The sequence below is a fragment of the Variovorax sp. GW458-11-26-14-LB1 genome, from assembly GCF_059423965.1.
This window is the reverse complement of record NZ_JBWKYW010000003.1, coordinates 161,277-178,026: the sequence shown is the minus strand read 5'-3', so window position 1 is coordinate 178,026 and position 16,750 is coordinate 161,277. Positions and strand designations below refer to the sequence as shown.

General features: G+C 66.6%; 16 protein-coding genes. 4 read left to right on the top strand and 12 right to left on the bottom strand.

The window, feature by feature from the left end; all coding sequences use genetic code 11:
- Positions 1-9 precede the first annotated feature (9 nt).
- Complete coding sequence (locus AC07YS_RS03660; protein ID WP_070060906.1) at positions 10-780, bottom strand: IclR family transcriptional regulator domain-containing protein; 771 nt, start codon at positions 778-780, stop codon at positions 10-12.
- 154 nt (positions 781-934) lie between these two features.
- Between AC07YS_RS03660 and pobA the strand changes: the two genes are divergently transcribed.
- Positions 935-2,116, top strand: a complete 1,182-nt coding sequence (pobA, locus tag AC07YS_RS03655; protein WP_369646846.1) for a 4-hydroxybenzoate 3-monooxygenase — start codon at positions 935-937, stop codon at positions 2,114-2,116.
- On the opposite strand, the gene AC07YS_RS03650 is transcribed toward pobA, so the two are convergent.
- From AC07YS_RS03650 to AC07YS_RS03630, 5 genes are read right to left on the bottom strand one after another with little or no spacing between them, the layout of a single operon-like run.
- A complete protein-coding gene (locus AC07YS_RS03650; protein WP_495267503.1) occupies positions 2,086-2,532 on the bottom strand; it encodes a nuclear transport factor 2 family protein in 447 nt (148 codons plus the stop codon). The two genes, pobA and AC07YS_RS03650, sit on opposite strands and share 31 nt — an antisense overlap.
- Positions 2,529-2,936 carry an SRPBCC family protein gene (locus AC07YS_RS03645; protein ID WP_495267502.1) on the bottom strand — a complete coding sequence of 136 codons (408 nt, stop codon included), beginning with the start codon at positions 2,934-2,936 and terminating at the stop codon, positions 2,529-2,531. Before AC07YS_RS03645 ends, AC07YS_RS03650 begins: the two co-directional genes overlap by 4 nt.
- A gap of 19 nt (positions 2,937-2,955) precedes the next feature.
- Complete coding sequence (locus tag AC07YS_RS03640; RefSeq protein WP_095950192.1) at positions 2,956-3,315, bottom strand: VOC family protein; 360 nt, start codon at positions 3,313-3,315, stop codon at positions 2,956-2,958.
- Positions 3,294-4,208 carry a helix-turn-helix domain-containing protein gene (locus AC07YS_RS03635; RefSeq protein WP_495267501.1) on the bottom strand — a complete coding sequence of 305 codons (915 nt, stop codon included), beginning with the start codon at positions 4,206-4,208 and terminating at the stop codon, positions 3,294-3,296. The genes AC07YS_RS03640 and AC07YS_RS03635 overlap by 22 nt, the downstream gene beginning before the upstream one ends.
- A 39-nt stretch (positions 4,209-4,247) precedes the next feature.
- The gene (locus AC07YS_RS03630; protein WP_495267500.1) at positions 4,248-6,578 is read right to left on the bottom strand and encodes a xanthine dehydrogenase family protein molybdopterin-binding subunit; all 2,331 of its coding nucleotides are present in this window, start codon (positions 6,576-6,578) and stop codon (positions 4,248-4,250) included.
- A 227-nt stretch (positions 6,579-6,805) separates the two neighbouring features.
- On the opposite strand from AC07YS_RS03630, the gene aat reads away from it, so the two are divergent.
- The 3 genes from aat to AC07YS_RS03615 are packed head-to-tail and all read left to right on the top strand — an operon-like array spanning position 6,806 to position 9,172.
- Entirely contained in the window at positions 6,806-7,561 is a 756-nt protein-coding gene (aat, locus tag AC07YS_RS03625; RefSeq protein WP_495267499.1) for a leucyl/phenylalanyl-tRNA--protein transferase, read from the top strand.
- A gap of 6 nt (positions 7,562-7,567) precedes the next feature.
- The gene (locus AC07YS_RS03620) at positions 7,568-8,317 is read left to right on the top strand and encodes an arginyltransferase (protein WP_062478083.1); all 750 of its coding nucleotides are present in this window, start codon (positions 7,568-7,570) and stop codon (positions 8,315-8,317) included.
- Positions 8,318-8,347: 30 nt separating this feature from the next.
- A complete protein-coding gene (locus tag AC07YS_RS03615; RefSeq protein ID WP_070060913.1) occupies positions 8,348-9,172 on the top strand; it encodes an IclR family transcriptional regulator in 825 nt (274 codons plus the stop codon).
- Between the two features lie 109 nt (positions 9,173-9,281).
- Here the strand turns inward: AC07YS_RS03615 and AC07YS_RS03610 are convergent, their stop codons facing one another.
- The 6 genes from AC07YS_RS03610 to ilvN all read right to left on the bottom strand — a co-directional run bounded on the left by AC07YS_RS03610 (position 9,282) and on the right by ilvN (position 16,744).
- Complete coding sequence (locus AC07YS_RS03610; protein WP_062478078.1) at positions 9,282-10,448, bottom strand: serine hydrolase; 1,167 nt, start codon at positions 10,446-10,448, stop codon at positions 9,282-9,284.
- Between the two features lie 117 nt (positions 10,449-10,565).
- Positions 10,566-12,104, bottom strand: coding sequence for a 2-isopropylmalate synthase (locus tag AC07YS_RS03605; protein WP_070060915.1), 1,539 nt, complete (start codon positions 12,102-12,104; stop codon positions 10,566-10,568).
- A 53-nt stretch (positions 12,105-12,157) separates the two neighbouring features.
- Positions 12,158-13,861 carry a 2-isopropylmalate synthase gene (gene leuA, locus AC07YS_RS03600; protein ID WP_495267498.1) on the bottom strand — a complete coding sequence of 568 codons (1,704 nt, stop codon included), beginning with the start codon at positions 13,859-13,861 and terminating at the stop codon, positions 12,158-12,160.
- Between the two features lie 208 nt (positions 13,862-14,069).
- The gene (gene pssA / locus AC07YS_RS03595) at positions 14,070-14,894 is read right to left on the bottom strand and encodes a CDP-diacylglycerol--serine O-phosphatidyltransferase (protein WP_062478071.1); all 825 of its coding nucleotides are present in this window, start codon (positions 14,892-14,894) and stop codon (positions 14,070-14,072) included.
- A gap of 193 nt (positions 14,895-15,087) precedes the next feature.
- Positions 15,088-16,104, bottom strand: coding sequence for a ketol-acid reductoisomerase (ilvC, locus tag AC07YS_RS03590; protein ID WP_062478069.1), 1,017 nt, complete (start codon positions 16,102-16,104; stop codon positions 15,088-15,090).
- Between the two features lie 148 nt (positions 16,105-16,252).
- Positions 16,253-16,744 (bottom strand): acetolactate synthase small subunit, encoded by a 492-nt coding sequence (ilvN, locus tag AC07YS_RS03585; protein ID WP_062478068.1) that lies wholly within the window; start codon positions 16,742-16,744, stop codon positions 16,253-16,255.
- Between the last annotated feature and the right edge of the window lie 6 nt (positions 16,745-16,750).

Below are 16,750 nucleotides of genomic sequence, written 5' to 3'. Positions count from 1 at the left end.
CGCCTGCGCTCACAGGAGGGAGCGCACCTCGCGCGCCGCCTCGAACAGCAGCGGCAGCATCTCGCGCTGCAGAGTCTCTTCCTGGTAGCGCGTGCCCGACAGCACCACGTTGAGCGCGGCCACCGTGTGACCCTGCATGTCGCGCAGCGGCACCGCCAGGGCCTGCACGCCGAGCTCGTGCTCTTCGCTGGCGAAGCAGTAGTCGTCCTTGCGCACCTGCGCGATGCGCTGGCGCAGCGCGCGCGCCTGGGTGATGGTGTGCGGCGTGAGCCGCGCCAGGTGCCGGCCCTTGAGCCACTGCGTGAGCTGCGTGGCGGCCATGGCGGCCAGCAGCACGCGCCCGGTCGAGGTGGCGTGGGCCGGCAGGCGCGCCCCCAGGTGCAGGCCGTAGGCCAGCACGCGCGTGGGCGTGCCGTAGCTGCCGCTGCGCGCGACGATGACCACCTCTTCGCCGTCGAGCACCACGGCGGAGAACGACTCGCCCGTTTGCGCCGCGAGCCGGTTCAGCGTGGGCTGCAGCGCGCGCGGCAGGCGCGACGAGGCCAGGTAGCTGCCCGAGAAGCGCAGCACCTTCGGTGCCATCCAGAAGTAGCTGCCGTCGGTTTCCAGGTAGCCCAGGTGGGCCAGCGTGAGCAGGTGGCGCCGGGCGGCGGCACGCGTGAGGCCGGCGCGCTCGGCCGCCAGCGTGGCATTCAGGCGCTGGCGCTCGGTGTCGAAGCTTTCGAGCACCGCCATGCCCTTGGCGATGCCCTCGATGAAGTCGGCGCGGGCGATGGTCATTCGTCGTCGGGAGTTCGTCGTGGATCGGTCGGCTGAAGAAGTGTTGCGCGATGATCGCGCACGCGTTCGCATGATCGCACAGAGCCTCGCCAGCCACCGCCCCAACCGGCCGGCCGCGCCCTACGCTTGGCCAAACCCTTTCGGAGACACGAACATGCGCACCCAGGTCGCCATCATCGGCGCAGGCCCCGCCGGCCTTCTGCTCGGCCAGCTGCTGCACAAGGCAGGCATCGACAACATCATCGTGGAGCGCCAGAGCGGCGACTACGTGCTGGGCCGCATCCGCGCCGGCGTGCTCGAACAGGTCACGATGGACCTGCTGGCGCGCGCCGGCGTCGACACCCGCGCCAAGGCCGAGGGCCTGCCGCACGACGGCATCGAGCTGCTGTTCAAGGGCGCGCGCCACCGCATCGACATGCACGACCTCACGGGCGGCAAACAGGTCACGGTGTACGGCCAGACCGAGGTGACGCGCGACCTGATGGAAGCGCGCACGGCCGAAGGCCTCACGACGATCTACAGCGCAGCCAACGTCAGCCTGCACGACTTCGATTCGGCCAAGCCGCGCGTTCGCTACGAGAAAGACGGCCAGACGCACGAGATCGAGTGCGACTTCATCGCCGGCTGCGACGGCTACCACGGCGTGAGCCGCGCCAGCGTGCCGGCCGACGCGATCCAGACCTACGAGAAGGTCTACCCCTTCGGCTGGCTCGGCGTGCTGGCCGACGTGCCGCCGGTCTCGCACGAACTCATCTACGCCAACACCGAGCGCGGCTTTGCACTGTGCAGCATGCGCAGCGCCACGCGCTCGCGCTACTACGTGCAGGTGCCGACCGAAGAGAAAGTGGAAAACTGGAGCGACGAGGCCTTCTGGAACGAGCTGCGTGCGCGCCTGGACCCCGAGGCACGCGAACGTCTGGTGACCGGCCCGTCGCTCGAAAAGAGCATTGCGCCGCTGCGCAGCTTCGTGGCCGAGCCGATGCGCTTCGGCTCGCTGTTCCTGGCCGGCGACGCGGCGCACATCGTGCCGCCGACCGGCGCCAAGGGGCTCAACCTCGCGACCGCCGACGTGGGGTACCTGTCGCGCGCGCTGGAGATTTTCTACAACGAGAAGTCGGCTTCGGCGCTGGACCGCTACTCCGACCTGTGCCTGCGCCGGGTCTGGAAGGCCGAGCGCTTCTCGTGGTGGTTCACTTCGCTGATGCACCGCTTTCCCGAGACGGGCGCCTTCGGCCAGAAGATCCAGGAAGCCGAACTCGACTACCTCGTGCACTCGCGCGCGGCGTCGACCGCGCTGGCGGAAAACTACGTGGGGCTACCGCTCGAGGACTTCTGAGCGGCGGGCGACGACAGCACCTCGTCGACCCAGCGCTGGTCTTCGTCGTAGATCCAGCATTCGCCGAGCCTGCCGTCCTTCACGGCGTAGCGCAGCTGGCGCTCCAGTTCGACAGGGCGCCCCTGGTGCTCGAACTGCTCGACGGCGACGATCAGCCCGAAATGCTCGCCGGCCAGCACGTCACGGATCGCGACCAGCCGGCGGTTCGTGCGCTCCTTGACCTGCTTGAGCACCGCGAGGCAGGCCGCCTTGCCCCGGTGCGTGCCCGCGAGCGGGCTGCGGCCGAAGTAGTGAAAGACGACCTCGTCGTGGTAGCTGTCGACGATGGCCTTGAGGTCATTGGCCGCCCAGGCCTGCGCGTAGCGCTGCACGACCGCCAGGATCTCGCTCGCGGCAGGGGTTGTCGGCGTGCTCATCGTTCGTTGGCTTTCTCCAGCGTCTTCTTCATCGCGGCGCCGCCCTGCGCCATCATGGGTTCGATGTACGCCGCGAGCCCGTCGGGCAGCACGTCGGTGATCCAGACGAAGCGCGCGCGGCCTTCGCCGTGCGCGAACACCTGGGCCGACGCGTGGTAGTGCGTGGCCTTGCCGTCGGTCACGGTGTAGGCCAGCCGGCGGTTCTCGTCGTCGAGGGCCACGAGCAGCTCGCGCGCCACGAGGCCGTTGGCGAAGTGGACGATGCGGGCGCCCTGCCCGTCGAGTTCGCAGCCGGTGAGAAAGCCCGGCGCGAGGCGCGTGTGCACGGCGCCGAAGTCGCGCAGCGCGTCCCACACCTGCGCGGCATCGGCCTCGACGATGAATTCCTTGTAGACGGTGGCCATGGGGTCGGTGCCTTTCGTGTCAGGGACAGACGGCCTCGACGTTGTTGCCGTCGGGGTCGATGAGGAAGGCCGCGTAGTAGGTCGGGCTGTAGTCGGCGCGTGGCCCCGCGCCGCCGTTGTCGGTGCCGCCGGCCTTCAAGCCGGCCTTGTGGAAGGCGGCGACGGCCGCATGGTCGGGCGCGCGAAACGCGATGTGCGTGCCGGGGCCCTTGGCATCTTTCGTGGCATAGAGCCACAGCGCCGGTTCGCCGGCCGGGCCGAGGCCGGCGTAGCTGTCGTCGTGGGAGCCCAGCACATGGCCGAGCGGCGCGAGCGCGGCTTCGTAGAAGCGCCGGCTCACGGCGAGGTCTTTGACTTTCAGTCCGATGTGGTCGTACATGACGATGACTTCCTGCTTGAAGGGTGGATCAAGCGGTCATCGTGAAGCAGCGCGGCCAGGCGGTCTTGGAAAATCTTGCGGTCGCCCTTGGCGGCGAGCCGGAACCCGCGCGGCGACACGCCGGCCGCGCGGTGGAAGGTGCGCACGAAGTTGCTCAGGTCGGCAAAGCCGGCCTCGAGGGCGACGTCGGTGACAGCAAGGTCGCTGTCCGCGAGCAGCCGCGCCGCACGGCGCAGCCGGGAGCGCACGAGGTACTGGTGCGGCGTGACGCCCAGCACCTGGGAGAACAACCGCAGGAAATGGAAAGCGCTCAGGCCCGCCTGGGCGGCCGCGTCTTCCAGGCCGATCTCGCCGGCGGCGTGGGCCTCGATCCAGGTCGCGGCCTCGACCGCACGGCGACGGTCGCGCGGCGTGGCCGACGGCGGCGCTGCCGGCTTGCCACGCCCTTTCACCACGTCGAGAAAACGGCTGGCGAAGCCCATGCCCAGTTCGTCCAGGCCCACGTCGCTGCCGCCTTCGACCGCGACCTGCGCGAGTTCACCGAGCACCATGAGTTCGGGCAGCGGCGGCAACGCCGAGGCATGCCAGCTGCGCCGGTCGGCGCCGATCAGGTCGACGAAGCCCGGCGAGAAGTGGAACGACAGGCATTCGTCGCCACAGGCGAAGTGCTCGTGGGTGCAGACGTAGTCGTCGCCCGGCGCGCCGACCAGCACCGCGCCGGCCACCAGTTCGTAATCGCGGCCGAGCGCGCGGCAGCCGAAGCTGCCCTTGCGCACGTACGAGACCGAGTGCGTCTCGTGTATCTCGGTGAACGGCGCCGCGCCGACGCCCGCGTCGCAGCAGTAGGTCGAGACGCGGATCGCGTCGGTCTGCAGTTCGGTGGTGACGCGCATGATGACTTTCGTCGCCCTTCGATCACCGGCCGGCGGCGCTCAGTCGATCGTCTGCATCGCCTGCCAGACCCGCGACGGGCTCAGCGGCATGTGCAGGCGGGGCGCACGGGCGCCGAGGCCGTTGCGTGCGAAGGCGTCGGCCACCGCGTTGACGATGGCCGGCGTGGCGCCGATGGTGCCCAGCTCGCCCACGCCCTTCACGCCCAGCGGGTTGTTCTTGCAGGGCGTCGATTCGTCCATTTCCATCTGGAACATGGTATCGACGATGTCGGCGCGCGGCGCGGCGTAGTCCATGAGGCTGCCGGTGACGGGCTGGCCGGTTTCGCTGTCGTACACCACCTGCTCGTACAGCGCCTGGCCGATGCCCTGCACCGCGCCGCCTTCGAGCTGGCCGCGCACGATCATCGGGTTGACCACGCGGCCCACGTCGTTGACCGAGCTGTAGGCCACGACGCTGATCTCGCCGGTGGGCGGGTCGAGCTCGATCTCGCAGATGTGGCAGCCGTTGGGCCAGCTCGGGCCGGCCACGGTGCTGGTGGAGTCGACGAAGATCTCGCGCCCCGGCTGCTTGGCGGCCAGGGTGAACAGGTCGAGTTCGAGGTCGGTGCCGGCCACGATGAAGGTGCCACGGCTGTAGACGATGTCGTCGATGGAGGCCTCGAACTCCTGCGCCGCGAGCTCGCGTGCCTTGTCGATGGTGCGCTCGGCGCCGATGCGCACGGCCGAGCCGCCGGTGAAGAGCGAACGCGAGCCGGCGCTGCCGAAGCCGTCGCCGCGGTCGGTGTCGCCGAGCACGACGCGCACTTTTTCGATGGGCACGCCGAAGGCATCGACGGCCAACTGCGCGAGCGAGGTCGCAATGCCCTGCCCCATGGCATTGACGGCCGAGAACACCTCGATCACGCCGTCGGCCTGCACCGAGACGGTCACGCGCTCTTCGAACACGTTGCCGCCGGTCCATTCGAGGAACGTGGCAATGCCCAGGCCGCGCTGCTTGCCGCGCGCCGCCGACTCGGCCGCGCGGGCCTCGAAGCCCTGCCAGTCGGCCAGCTGCAGCGCCTGGTCCATCACCGACTCGAACTGGCCCGTGTCGTAGGTCTGCGCCATCGGGTTCTTGTAGGGCATCTGCTCGGGGCGGATGAAGTTGCGCCGACGCAGCGCAATGCGGTCGATGCCGGTCTGGCGCGCGGCTTCGTCCATCAGGCGCTCGATAGTGAAGATGGCCTCGGGCCGGCCCGCGCCGCGGTAGGCACCGGTGGGCGCGGTGTTGGTGAGCACCGCCTTGAAATGGAAGTCGATGGTCTGGATGTCGTAGACGCTGGTCTGCACCCAGGGGCCGATCAGCAGCTGGATCGCGACGCCGGTGCCGGTGGCGTAGGCGCCCACGTTGGCGAGCGTCTTGATGCGCAGGGCCAGGATCTTGCCGTCGGCGTCGAGCGCCATTTCGGCGCGCGCCTCGATGTCGCGGCCGTGCGCGCTCGAGAGGAACTCTTCGCTGCGGTCGGCCACCCACTTCACGGGCCGGCCCACCTGCAGCGCGGCGTAGGCGACCGCGATGTCCTCGGGATAGGCGCCGGTCTTCATGCCGAAGCCGCCGCCGACGTCGCCCACGACCACGCGCACTTTTTCCTTGGCGAGGCCAATGGCCGCGCAGACCGAATCGCGCACGCCGGACGGCATCTGGGTGCTCATGCGGATCGTGAGGCGGTCGGTCTTGCTGTCGTGCGTGGCGAGCACGGCGCGCGGCTCGATGGTGAGCGCGACCACGCGCTGGTTGTTCACGTCCAGGGCAATCACGTGGGCGGCGCGCTCGAACGCGGCGGTGGCGGCTTCGCTGCTGCCATGGCGCATCTCGGCGGCGATGTTGCCGGTGGCCTCGTCGCACAGGAGCGGCGCGCCGTCGGCGGTGGCGCCTGGGAGGTCGACCACCATCGGCAGTTCTTCGTAGTCGACCATGACAGCCTCGGCCGCATCGCGCCCCTGCTGCACGGTGTCGGCGATGACGCACGCTACCGGTTCGCCGACGAAGCGCGCGCGCTCGTGTGCCATGGCGCGGCGCGGCGGGCTGGCGCTGTCGCTGCCGTCCGCGCGCTTGAAGCCCGCGGCGCCGGGCATCGGCTTGACGCCGGCCTCGGCCAGGTCGGCCCCGGTGATCACGCGCAGCACGCCGGGCATGCCGACGGCCGCGGACGTGTCGATGGACACGATGCGCGCATGCGGATAGGGGGATCGGAGAAAAACGAGATGCGCCTGCTCGGAGAGCGTGACGTCGTCGGTGTAACGGCCGGCGCCTGCGAGCAGGCTTTCGTCCTCGAGGCGGCGCACCGCCTGGCCGCTGCCGAAGCGCGTGGGATTGGGTTCAGTGGTCAACGTGGTCCTCTTGTGCTGATCCCCGGCGCCCTGCACATGCCTGCCGGATCCGCTGTGGTACTGCGAAAGCAAGCTGTGCACTATAGGTTTTTCGACGGGTCTTGTGGGGTTGTCTCGCGTGCCATCGGCGGTGGCACCAGGGCCGCAGCCTTGTGGACTGTTCCCGTGTGAGCGGGATTTTCCCTCAACTGGCTTGCGTTTTCGAGAAGCCGTGTATACCTGCATCCATGCGACAACTGCCTTGGCTCGAACCCGGAGATGCACTGCCCGACCCCGCTTCGGCGTGGGACGAACGGGACCCGGTGCCCGGCCTGCTGGCGGCCGGCGGCTCCCTCGATGTCGATACTCTGATGCAGGCCTACAGCCGCTGCGTCTTCCCCTGGTTCAGCGACGACCAGCCCATCCTGTGGTGGAGCCCCGACCCGCGCATGGTGCTGCGGGTGAACGACTTCCGGCTGCATCGCTCGCTGCGCAAGACCCTGAGCCGCTTTGCCGCGATGCCCGGCTGCGAGCTGCGCATCGATCACGATTTTGAAACGGTGATCCAGGCCTGTTCGCAGTCGGCGCGGGCCGGTCAGTCGGGCACCTGGATCGTGCCGGACATGGTGAAGGCCTATACGCAATTGCACCGCGCCGGGCACGCCCACAGCGTCGAAACCTGGATCGACGGCGAACTCGCGGGCGGGCTTTACTGCGTGGCGCTGGGCCGGGCCGTGTTCGGCGAGTCGATGTTCACGCGCCGCCCGGATGCCTCGAAGATCGCGCTGGCCGGCCTGGTCGCGCTGTGCCGACGCGCCGGCATCGCGATGATCGACTGCCAGCAGAACACCGCGCACCTGGCCAGCCTCGGCGCCCGCGAAATGCCGCGCGCGCGCTTCGTCGCGCACGTGGCCCAGGCCCGAAAACAGGAGGGCCCGCAGTGGCAATTCGACCCCGTATACTGGTCCGAACTCCTTTCCGAGCGCCCCCTTCTTTCGACGTGACGTGACGTGACGCACCTCAAGGATCTTCCGCTTCACACGCTGCAGTTCTACGCGACGGCGCCCTACCCCTGCAGCTACCTGCCGGATCGCCAGGCCCGCTCGCAGGTGGCCACGCCCAGCCACCTGATCCACAACGACGCCTACTCCGACCTGGTGCTCAGCGGCTTCCGGCGCAGCGGCATGTTCACCTACCGGCCGTATTGCGACGGCTGCCGCGCCTGCATCCCGCTGCGCGTGCTGGCGCACAGCTTCAAGCCGAACCGCAGCCAGCGCCGCACCGCCAAGCAGCACGCCGACCTGCAGGCGCGCGTGCTCAAGCTGTGCTTCGTGCCCGAGCACTACCAGCTCTACCTGCGCTACCAGACCGGCCGCCATTCGGGCGGCGGCATGGACCACGACAGCATCGACCAGTACACACAGTTCCTGCTGCAAAGCCGGGTCAACTCGCGGCTGGTCGAGTTTCGCGAAACCCTGCCCGACGGCAGCCCGGGCGCGCTGAAGATGGTGTCCATCCTCGATGTGCTCAGCGACGGCATCTCGGCCGTCTACACCTTCTACGAGCCCGAGGACGGTGCCGGCTACGGCACCTACAGCGTGCTGTGGCAGATCGAGCAGGCCCGCAAGCTGGGGCTGCCGCACGTCTACCTGGGCTACTGGATCGAGCGCAGCCCCAAGATGCACTACAAGGCCCGCTTTTCCCCGCACGAAGTGTTGGTGGACGGCCACTGGCAGGCGCCGAGCGATTTCACAAGGTAAAATGGCGCACGGTCATCACCGCATTGCGCCATGAGAAAAAACCTATCCGACGTTCCCGCCACTCCCGTCATCCAGGTCATCGAGCGCATGTTCTCGCTGATCGACGTCCTGGCCTCGCGCGAAGAAGCGATCTCGCTGAAGGAAATCAGCGAAAAGACGGGGCTGCACCCGTCGACCACGCACCGCATCCTCAATGACCTCGCGGTCGGCCGTTTCGTCGACCGGCCCGAAGCCGGCAGCTACCGCCTCGGCATGCGCCTGCTGGAGCTTGGCAACCTGGTCAAGGGCCGGCTGAACGTGCGCGACGCGGCCCTGGGCCCGATGCGCGAGCTGCACAAGCTCACGCAGCAGCCGGTCAACCTCAGCATGCGCCAGGGCGACGAGATCGTGTACATCGAACGCGCCTACAGCGAGCGTTCGGGCATGCAGGTGGTGCGCGCCATCGGCGGCCGTGCCGCCCTGCACCTGACCTCGACCGGCAAGCTGTTCCTGGCCGCCGACGATCCCCAGCGCGTGCGCAGCTACGCCACGCGCACCGGCCTGGCCGGCCACACCCGCAACAGCATCACTCAGCTGCCCGCGCTCGAGCGCGAGCTGTCGAAGGCGCGCCAGTACGGCATCGCCCGCGACAACGAAGAACTGGAACTGGGCGTGCGCTGCATGGCCGCCGGCATCTACGACGACCAAGGCAAGCTGGTGGCGGGCCTGTCGATCTCGGCCCCGGCCGATCGCCTCGATGAAGGCTGGCTGCCCAAGCTGCAGGCGACCGCCAACGAAATCTCGGGCGCACTGGGCTTCAAGGACGGCATGGCTGCAACGCCTGCGTCGGGCGCTAACGTGACAACGGGCGCCTGAGCGCCCGTTTTCTTTCGACTCTTTCCCTCTCTATCCCGGCGAGTCAGCCGGTTGGCCCTTCCACAAGGGCGGCAGGCCGGCCGCTAGACGGCCTCCCGCTCAACCGATCTCAGCCGGCGACCTGGAAGCCACGCGGACCCGACACGGCGTGCGTGGCCTCGACCCAGCGGCGAACCCGCTCGGCGTCGGCGATGCGGCTGAACTTGCCGGCCGAATCCAGGAACACCATGATCAGCTTGCGCCCGGCCACCTTGGCCTGCATCACGAGGCACTGGCCGGCTTCGGAGATGTAGCCGGTCTTCTGCAGGCCGATGTCCCATTCCGGGCTCTTCACGAGGCGGTTGGTGGTGTTGAACTGCAGCACGCGGTTGCCGACCTCGACCTGGTATTCCGGCGACGTGGACAGCGAACGCACGGTGGCGTCGGAATAGGCTGCGTTGACCAGCAGCGCCAGGTCTTGCGCGCTCGACTGGTTGCGGCTGGACAGGCCCGTGGGCTCCACGTAGCGCGTGTCCTTCATGCCGAGCATGCGGGCCTTGGCATTCATGATGCTCACGAAGGTCGTGAGGCCGCCCGGGTAGGTGCGGCCCAGTGCGTGCGCTGCGCGGTTTTCGCTGGACATCAGCGCCAGGTGCAGCAGCTCGCCGCGCGACAGCGTGGTACCGACGGTCAGGCGCGAACGGCTGCCCTTTTCGGTGTCGACGTCGTCCTGCGTGATGGTGATGAGTTCGTCGTTCGGCAGATGGGCCTCGCTGATCAGCAGACCGGTCATGAGCTTGGTGAGCGAAGCGATCGGCAGCACGGCGTGGTCGTTCTTGCTGAACAGCACTTCGTGGGTGTCCTGGTCGATCACCAGGGCGACACTCGACTTCAGGTCGAGCGCGTCGTCGGTGCTGTGCAGGCCGGCCATCTGGCCGAAGGACTGGCGGGCTGGCGTCTCGACGCGCACCACCGAACGGCGCTGCACGGCGACGACGGTCTTGCCGTTCTTCTTGTGGATGGTGGCAACGACATTGCGGCCACCGCGCACGACCTTGTCGGCCTGCTCGGCGCGACCGCCGCGCGCCACCTTGGAAGCGGACGCATTGCGCTGCTTCGTTTCTGCGGGGGCCTTCGCCTTCTTGGCGACGGCGGACTTGGCGGCAGCGGGTTTTTCCTTCTTCGCAGCCTGGGCGCCAGGCAGCAAAAACGCCGAGGCGCACAGCGCCACGGCGAGGAACTTGAAGGCGGGTAGGAACCGCTGGATGGAAACTCGACGTAGACGGGTTTCAGGCATCAATAAATCTCCAGCGGCAACAAACGAGGACCGCAGTGTATCGAAATCAAAAAAGACACGCAATATCAGTTACTTGCATCCTCTTCTTCATTCGAATACCAAGGAACGCCTGAAAACCTAACCTTGTGCCGCCACTCTCTCAGCTTGGCTCTGTAACTTGTTGAGCGCACTCAAATAAGCCTTTGCCGAAGCGACCACGATGTCTGGGTCTGCACCCACACCGTTGACCACCCGCCCTGCGTTTTGTAACCGGACTGTAACTTCTCCCTGGCTTTCCGTCGAGCCGCTGATGGCGTTTACAGAGTAAAGAACCATCTCGGCGCCGCTCTTGACGTGGGCCTCGATGGCCTTGAGCGACGCATCGACAGGCCCGTTGCCGTCGGATTCGCTGGTGACTTCCTTGCCCTGGACCGTGAACACGATCTTGGCTTGAGGCCGTTCGCCGGTTTCGCTGTGCTGGGAGAGAGAGACGAAAGCAAACTGTTCACCAACGTGCGACAGCTCTTCCGCGCTGACCAGCGCCAGGATGTCCTCGTCGAAAATTTCGGACTTGCGGTCGGCCAGCTCCTTGAAACGCGCAAACGCGGCGTTGACCTCGGTTTCGCTTTCCATCGTCACGCCCAGGTCCTGCAGGCGCTGCTTGAAAGCATTGCGGCCGCTGAGCTTGCCCAGCACGATCTTGTTGGCAGTCCAGCCCACGTCTTCGGCGCGCATGATCTCGTAGGTGTCGCGCGCCTTGAGCACGCCGTCCTGGTGGATGCCCGAGGCGTGCGCGAACGCGTTGGCGCCCACCACGGCCTTGTTGGGCTGCACCACGAAGCCGGTGGTCTGGCTGACCATGCGGCTGGCGGCCACGATGTGCTGGGTGTCGATGTTCAGGTCGAGCCCGAAGTAGTCCCTGCGCGTCTTCACGGCCATGACCACTTCTTCGAGCGAGCAGTTGCCCGCGCGCTCGCCCAGGCCGTTGATCGTGCACTCGACCTGGCGCGCGCCGCCGATCTTCACGCCGGCCAGCGAGTTCGCCACGGCCATGCCCAGGTCGTTGTGACAATGCACCGACCAGATCGCCTTGTCGCTGTTGGGAATGCGCTCGCGCAGCATCTTGATGAAGTTGCCGTACAGCTCGGGGATGGCGTAGCCGACGGTGTCGGGCACGTTGATGGTGGTGGCGCCCTCGTTGATCACGGTTTCGAGCACCCGGCACAGGAAGTCGGGGTCGCTGCGGTAGCCGTCTTCGGGGCTGAACTCGACGTCGGCGATCTGGTTGCGCGCGAAGCGCACGGCCAGCTTGGCCTGCTCATGCACCTCGTCGGGCGACATGCGCAGCTTCTTTTCCATGTGCAGCGGCGAGGTCGCGATGAAGGTGTGGATGCGCCCGCGTGCCGCGCCCTTCAGGGCCTCGGCCGCGCGTGCGATGTCGCGGTCGTTGGCGCGCGAGAGACCGCACACCGTCGAGTCCTTGATCGCGTTGGCGATGGCCTTCACGGCCTCGAAGTCGCCGTTCGAACTGGCCGGAAAGCCGGCTTCGATGACGTCGACCCTGAGCCGCTCCAGCAGCTTGGCGATGCGCAATTTTTCGTCGCGCGTCATCGAGGCGCCGGGCGACTGTTCGCCATCGCGCAAGGTGGTGTCGAAAATAATGAGTTGGTCGGTCATCGTGGATCTCCTTGGTTCGTTCCCACCTTGCGCGTGCGGCTGGTGCCGGTGCGTCAGGCGACTTCAGCCACCGATTGTGCGCTGCGCGCGCCCCGGCCCCTGGCCCGCTGCACCCCCGACACGATCGCCTTCAGCGAGGCCGAGATCACGTTCGCATCGATGCCGACGCCGAACAGCGTCTGCGACTCGTCCACGCGCAGCTCGAGATAAGCCACCGACTTGGCGTCGGCGCCCGCGCCGATGGCGTGCTGGTGATAGTCCATGACGCGCACCGTGTGGCCGGTGGCCTGGCTCAGCGCCTGCGTGAAGGCGTCGATCGGGCCGTTGCCGCGTCCTTCGATGGCACGCGTTTCACCGTCCCACGGCAGGTCGCCGCGCAGCACCACGGTGGCCTCGGCGCCCTCGCCTTCTTCCTGGATCACGCGATGCTGCAAGGCCTTGGCGGTCTCGATGCCGTACTCGTTCACGAAGATCTGCCAAAGGTCGGCGGCGGTGAGCTCCTTGCCGCCCACGTCCATCACGCGCTGCACGACCTGCATGAATTCCATCTGCAGGCGGCGCGGCATCTCGAGGCCGTACTCGCTCTCGAGCAGGTAGGCCATGCCGCCCTTGCCCGACTGGCTGTTCACGCGGATCACGGCTTCGTAGCTGCGGCCCACGTCCTTCGGGTCGATGGGGAGGTACGGAACGTCCCAGATGTCGCCGTCCTTGCGCGCGGCGAACGCCTTCTTGATCGCGTCCTGGTGCGAGCCCGAGAACGAGGTGTAGACGAGGTCGCCGACATACGGATGGCGCGGGTGTACCGGGATCTGGTTGCAGTGCTCGACCGTGGCACGGATCTCGTCGATGTTCGAGAAGTCGAGTTCCGGCGAGACGCCCTGCGTGTAGAGGTTGAGCGCGACATTCACGAGGTCGAGGTTGCCGGTGCGCTCGCCGTTGCCGAAGAGGCAGCCTTCGATGCGCTCGGCGCCGGCCATCAAGGCCAGCTCACCAGCCGCGGTGCCGGTGCCGCGGTCGTTGTGCGGGTGCACGCACAGCACGATCGAGTCGCGGCGTGCGAGGTTGCGGTGCATCCACTCGATCATGTCCGCGAAGATGTTCGGCGTGGAATGCTCCACCGTGGTGGGCAGGTTGACGATGCACTTGCGCTCGGGCGTCGGTGCCCAGACTTCGGTGACCGCGTCGACCACGCGCTTGGAGAAGACCACGTCAGTGCCCGAGAACATCTCGGGCGAATACTGGAAGGTCCACTTCGTGTTCGGCTGCTTTGCGGCGAAGTCGTTGAACATGCGGGCATGGCTGCTCGCGAGTTCGACGATCTGGTCTTCGTCCATGCCGAGCACCACGCGGCGCATCACGGGGGCCACCGCGTTGTAGAGGTGGACGATGGCGCGCGGCGCACCTTGCAAGGCTTCGAAGGTGCGTTCGATGAGGTGATCGCGCGCCTGCGTGAGCACCTGGATCGTCACGTCGTCGGGAATGCGGTCTTCCTCAATGAGCTTGCGAACGAAATCGAATTCGACCTGCGACGCAGAGGGAAAGCCGACTTCGATTTCCTTGAAGCCGATGGCCACGAGGGTTTCGAACATGCGCATCTTGCGCGCGATGTCCATGGGTTCAACCAAGGCCTGGTTGCCATCGCGCAGGTCCGTCGACAGCCAGATCGGGGCCTTGGTCAGCACGGCATCGGGCCAGGTGCGGTCCTTGAGACCGATCGGGGCGAATGCGCGGTATTTGGCTTGAGGTTGCTTGAGCATGTCGATTTCTCTGTGATGGTTGGAACTCAACCAGCAACCCCAAAAGACAAACGGCCCGTTGCTGGTGCGAACGGGCCGTGATGAAGGATTAGCGCGTGCGCTACCGTCTCCGCCCGTGAGGGAGGGCTAGTAGGGCCAGCAGCGAAATCTTGGTCATGAGGGTTGCGAATGTAGCACAGCCTTCGCGGGCCTGTGAAGGCCCGGGGCTTCAGTTGTGCAGCCCCCGCTCGTCGGGCTCTTCGGTCGAGGTGCTGATCACGCTCACCGGCTGGCCCTTGGCCTTGCGCCACGCGTACACCACGTAGCCGCTCAGGCCATAGGCCACGAAGAGGCTGAACAGCACCGTCGGCGGATGGATGTTGATGACCGCGATGCCCAGCGCGATCAGCACGATCACGACAAAGGGCACGCTCTTCTTCATCTGGATGTCCTTGAAGCTGTAGAACGGCGCATTGGTCACCATGGTGAGGCCCGCGTACAGCGTGAAGGCGAAAGTGACCCAGGTGATCTGCGTCCACGAGAGGTACAGCACCTCGCCACCACGCTTGCCCCATTCGTTGACGAGCCAGATGAAGCCCGCCACGAGCGCCGCGGCCGCCGGCGACGGCAGGCCCTGAAACCAGCGCTTGTCGACCACGCCCGTGTTGACGTTGAAGCGCGCGAGCCGCAACGCGGCGCAGGCACAGTACACGAAGGCGGCGATCCAGCCCCAGCGTCCGAGGCCCTTGAGCGACCACTCGTAGGCAATGAGCGCGGGCGCGGCGCCGAACGACACCATGTCGGACAGCGAATCCATCTGCTCGCCGAACGCGCTCTGTGTGTTGGTCATGCGGGCCACGCGCCCATCGAGGCTGTCGAGCACCATCGCGGCGAAGACGCCGAGCGCGGCCAGGTCGAAGCGCGCGTTCATGGCCATCACGACCGAGTAGAAGCCGCCGAACAACGCCGCCAGCGTGAACAGGTTCGGCAGGATGTAGATGCCCTTGCGACGCTTGCGTGGCTGCGCGTCGTCGGGGACGGTGTCGTCATGCATTGAATTGGCCTCCGTCCCTCGTGGGAACTGCCCGGTCAGCTATCCATTCGATAGCATCTTGGTCTGTGAATCGCATGCTTCGCAGTGTAGTTCAGGGGACCTGTGCGCTCCCCTTCAAACAAAAGGGCCACCGCGACGGGTGGCCCTCCGAAACAGGGTGCCGAAGCACCCCGTTGGCTCTTGCCTCTGAAGATCAGTTGCGGGTCTGGTCGACCAGCTTGTTCTTCTTGATCCAGGGCATCATCGCGCGCAGCTTTTCGCCGACGACTTCGATCTGATGCTCAGCGTTCAGGCGACGGCGGCTGATCAGCACCGGCTGGCCGGCAGCGGCTTCGAGCACGAAGCTCTTGGCGTATTCGCCGGTCTGGATGTCCTGCAGGACCTTCTTCATGGCCTTCTTGGTCTCGTCGGTCACGATGCGCGGGCCCGTGACGTACTCGCCGTATTCGGCGTTGTTCGAGATCGAGTAGTTCATGTTGGCGATGCCGCCTTCGTAGATCAGGTCGACGATCAGCTTCAGCTCGTGCAGGCATTCGAAGTACGCCATTTCGGGCGCGTAGCCGGCTTCCACCAGCGTTTCGAAACCAGCCTTGATCAGCTCGACCGTGCCGCCGCACAGAACCGCTTGCTCGCCGAACAGGTCGGTCTCGGTTTCTTCGCGGAAGTTGGTCTCGATGATGCCGGCCTTGCCGCCGCCGTTGGCGGTGGCGTAGCTCAGCGCGAGGTCACGCGCCTTGCCGCTCTTGTCCTGGTGCACCGCGATCAGGTGCGGCACGCCGCCACCTTGCGTGTACGTGCCGCGCACGGTGTGACCCGGAGCCTTGGGAGCGACCATCCACACGTCGAGGTCGGCGCGCGGCTGCACGAAACCGTAGTGCACGTTGAAGCCGTGCGCGAAGACGAGCGAAGCGCCTTCCTTGATGTTCGGGGCCACGTCGTTCTTGTAGACGGCGGCGATCTGCTCGTCGGGCAGCAGGATCATGACGACGTCGGCCGACTTCACGGCGTCAGCGACTTCAGCGACCTGCAGGCCGGCCTTGCCGACCTTGTCCCACGAAGCGCCGCCCTTGCGCAGGCCGACCACGACCTTGACGCCGCTGTCGTTCAGGTTCTGCGCGTGTGCGTGACCTTGCGAGCCGTAGCCGATGATGGCAACCGTCTTGCCCTTGATCAGGCTGAGGTCCGCGTCCTTGTCGTAATAAACCTTCATGATGTTCTCCAGATAGATAAGCGAGTTGCAGTGTGTTGTTGTGCCGTTCGTCCTGAGCCTGTCGAAGGGCTCAATGCAGTCCCCGCTCGCGCGGAGGCTTCGACAAGCTCAGCCCGAACGGGCAGCGACTGAGCTCCGAATCATGGTGTCAGACCCGCAGGATGCGTTCGCCGCGCCCGATGCCGCTGGCGCCGGTACGCACCGTCTCGAGGATGGCGCCACGGTCGATCGCTTCCAGGAAAGCGTCGTTCTTGCCGTGGTCGCCAGTCAGCTCGATGGTGTAGCTCTTGTCGGTCACGTCGATGATGCGGCCACGGAAGATTTCCGCCATGCGCATCATTTCCTCGCGTTCCTTGCCCACCGCACGCACCTTCACCATCATGAGCTCGCGCTCGGTGTAGGCGCCTTCGGTCAGGTCGACCACCTTCACGACCTCGATGAGGCGATTCAGGTGCTTGGTGATCTGCTCGATCACGTCGTCCGAGCCGTTGGTGACGATGGTCATGCGCGAGAGGCTTGCGTCCTCGGTCGGCGCCACGGTCAGCGATTCGATGTTGTAGCCACGGGCCGAGAACAGGCCCACCACGCGGGAAAGAGCACCCGGCTCGTTTTCCAGCAGCACTGCAATGATGTGTTTCATGTTGGC

Excerpts from the sequence above, each read along its gene's own strand:
- AC07YS_RS03660 (WP_070060906.1), bottom strand. The coding sequence starts at position 780 with ATGACCATCGCCCGCGCCGACTTCATCGAGGGCATCGCCAAGGGCATG.
- pobA (WP_369646846.1), top strand. The coding sequence starts at position 935 with ATGCGCACCCAGGTCGCCATCATCGGCGCAGGCCCCGCCGGCCTTCTG.
- AC07YS_RS03650 (WP_495267503.1), bottom strand. The coding sequence starts at position 2,532 with ATGAGCACGCCGACAACCCCTGCCGCGAGCGAGATCCTGGCGGTCGTG.
- AC07YS_RS03645 (WP_495267502.1), bottom strand. The coding sequence starts at position 2,936 with ATGGCCACCGTCTACAAGGAATTCATCGTCGAGGCCGATGCCGCGCAG.
- AC07YS_RS03640 (WP_095950192.1), bottom strand. The coding sequence starts at position 3,315 with ATGTACGACCACATCGGACTGAAAGTCAAAGACCTCGCCGTGAGCCGG.
- AC07YS_RS03635 (WP_495267501.1), bottom strand. The coding sequence starts at position 4,208 with ATGCGCGTCACCACCGAACTGCAGACCGACGCGATCCGCGTCTCGACC.
- aat (WP_495267499.1), top strand. The coding sequence starts at position 6,806 with ATGCGACAACTGCCTTGGCTCGAACCCGGAGATGCACTGCCCGACCCC.
- AC07YS_RS03615 (WP_070060913.1), top strand. The coding sequence starts at position 8,348 with ATGAGAAAAAACCTATCCGACGTTCCCGCCACTCCCGTCATCCAGGTC.
- AC07YS_RS03610 (WP_062478078.1), bottom strand. The coding sequence starts at position 10,448 with ATGCCTGAAACCCGTCTACGTCGAGTTTCCATCCAGCGGTTCCTACCC.
- AC07YS_RS03605 (WP_070060915.1), bottom strand. The coding sequence starts at position 12,104 with ATGACCGACCAACTCATTATTTTCGACACCACCTTGCGCGATGGCGAA.
- leuA (WP_495267498.1), bottom strand. The coding sequence starts at position 13,861 with ATGCTCAAGCAACCTCAAGCCAAATACCGCGCATTCGCCCCGATCGGT.
- pssA (WP_062478071.1), bottom strand. The coding sequence starts at position 14,894 with ATGCATGACGACACCGTCCCCGACGACGCGCAGCCACGCAAGCGTCGC.
- ilvC (WP_062478069.1), bottom strand. The coding sequence starts at position 16,104 with ATGAAGGTTTATTACGACAAGGACGCGGACCTCAGCCTGATCAAGGGC.
- ilvN (WP_062478068.1), bottom strand. The coding sequence starts at position 16,744 with ATGAAACACATCATTGCAGTGCTGCTGGAAAACGAGCCGGGTGCTCTT.